The following is a 1876-nucleotide window of genomic DNA, read 5'->3' as shown; positions in this document are numbered from 1 at the left end:
CACGAATTCCCAAATAATTTATCGTCAAGCTTAACTGCAAGATTTATGGTTGGGCTTGAAGCTTCTCTCTTTAAATTAAGTAACTACCTAAAAGGTGCTGGAAATTCATTATCAGATCGTAAATACCCTTGCTTTCTTCAATGAAAAATGGAGATCATGAATTCCCCCCGGCTTTAGCCGGAGGATAAAATTGAAAACAGAACAAGGCTTTAGCCTAACTTTTGAATTCCTGAGCTCTATCATATGACTACCTCGGGGTCGCTCCTACGGACGGGATGATTCGGAATATCTACAACCCGGTGTTTCACCCCGGGCTACCAATATTTCGCCCCGCTGGGGCTGGCATAAGCAGAAAATCTAAATTCGTACTTCTAAAATCTAACTTCTACTTTACTGAAAAGTCATTTTGTCCGGCAATCCTCTGTTCATCGGGGAGGTACTGACCCCTGACCACTATCATATGACTAAACAAATAATCGCGTGTATATATGTCGCCCTTCCAGGCATACGCGTTAACTTATGATGTAAGCTTTTGATAATCAAATACATGAGTAATTTATTTAGTTAATTAATCCTTTTTTAGGACTGGTTTGGTTTGCTTCACCCTTTTTAATACAAAACAATTCCGGTCTTCAATTACCCATTCCATTTCCTCACCTTTCTCCAGGTTGCATGCTTCAGCCACCGCTGCTGGGAAATTAACATAAAACGACTTTGTCTTCCCTCTATCAACTTTCTGAATTTTAACTTTATATCCCATTTTTTTTTGCTTTTTAATAATAGTATTTATACTATTACAAATATATTGTTTAATTCTTACTAACCCTAAAAAAAATGGAAAAAATCAGCTTCTTCAACTACTTTTCTGAACTCGGCATTGATAATGATACCCTTTTGGATATCGCATATGAAACCGGCCTGATAAAACGTAAGCGGGCTATTTACCCATCAGACCTTTTGTATTCACTTTGTCTGGAATCCTCAAATGGCACGGTAAGCCATAACGATGTTGCCGCTCATTTAGAATCAAGCACGGATACCAGCGTTTCAAAAGTGGCCATTTGGAAAAAAATCAATAGCTGCTGTGTGGAATTTTTTAAAGGAGTACTTGAGGTAATGATTTTGAAAAAAATTACCAATGTTGCAGTCCAGGATAGAAATTTGAGTGCTGTTTTCAACAGAATGATCGTTCAGGACAGCACCATTATAAGGCTTCCCAAAAGGTTATTTGAAATATTCTCAGGGGTGGCTAACGCACATTCAAAAGTATGCAATGCACGTATTCAGGGCGTCTATGATATCCTTAATGAACGATTTATTTCATTTTCTATTGATGCCTACAGTAAAAACGACTTGTTGGCTGCCCCTGAACTCCTTCTGGAAAAAGGAGATCTGAGTTTACGAGACCGGGGATATTTTATTCAGGAAGAAGTGGAGCGCCATATTCATATCGGTGCTGACTGTATCTACCGCTACAAGAACAAAATGATCCTACTCAACTCTGTAACCGAAAAGCCACTCGATATACTATCCATATTAGAAAAGACACCAACCATAGATTGGGAAGTCAAGCTTAACAATAAGGAAAAAACTACCGTTAGGTTAATTGCCTTTCCTGTATCTGATGAAGTGGCAAACAATAGACGAATGAAAGCTAAAAAGGAAAAAAAACTCCTCCCGACTCTGAGTATTTAAAGCTGTTGGGCTGGTCAATCTATATCACCACCCTGCCAAAAAACAAGGCAGAGGCAAATACTATTTTTAGTTTATATAAGCTCAGATGGAGAATTGAGATCATATTTAAATCGTGGAAAAGCAACATGGGTTTTGATTAAGTTCATAACGTCTCTCAAAACCAGCTTTACGTCATTATTAT

The 1876-nt window shown here is 38.1% G+C and carries 3 protein-coding genes; 2 read left to right on the top strand and 1 reads right to left on the bottom strand.

Features of this window, described 5'->3' with window-relative positions; all coding sequences use genetic code 11:
• Positions 1-568: 568 nt before the first annotated feature.
• Positions 569-760 (bottom strand): AbrB/MazE/SpoVT family DNA-binding domain-containing protein, encoded by a 192-nt coding sequence (locus HC175_RS15030; protein WP_168026781.1) that lies wholly within the window; start codon positions 758-760, stop codon positions 569-571.
• A 74-nt stretch (positions 761-834) separates the two neighbouring features.
• Here HC175_RS15030 and HC175_RS15025 point away from each other — a divergent pair, with 74 nt between their 5' ends.
• Both HC175_RS15025 and HC175_RS24785 read left to right on the top strand, forming a co-directional pair.
• A complete protein-coding gene (locus tag HC175_RS15025; RefSeq protein WP_168026780.1) occupies positions 835-1695 on the top strand; it encodes a transposase in 861 nt (286 codons plus the stop codon).
• Positions 1696-1700: 5 nt separating this feature from the next.
• Positions 1701-1835 carry a transposase gene (locus HC175_RS24785; protein WP_168139311.1) on the top strand — a complete coding sequence of 45 codons (135 nt, stop codon included), beginning with the start codon at positions 1701-1703 and terminating at the stop codon, positions 1833-1835.
• Positions 1836-1876 lie beyond the last annotated feature (41 nt).

Source organism: Salinimicrobium oceani (assembly GCF_012037645.1).
This window is presented reverse-complemented; position numbering and strand designations above follow the sequence as displayed.

Bases quoted from the DNA above. Each gene is read 5' to 3' on its own strand.
- HC175_RS15025 (WP_168026780.1), top strand. From the start codon at position 835: ATGGAAAAAATCAGCTTCTTCAACTACTTTTCTGAACTCGGCATTGAT.
- HC175_RS15030 (WP_168026781.1), bottom strand. From the start codon at position 760: ATGGGATATAAAGTTAAAATTCAGAAAGTTGATAGAGGGAAGACAAAG.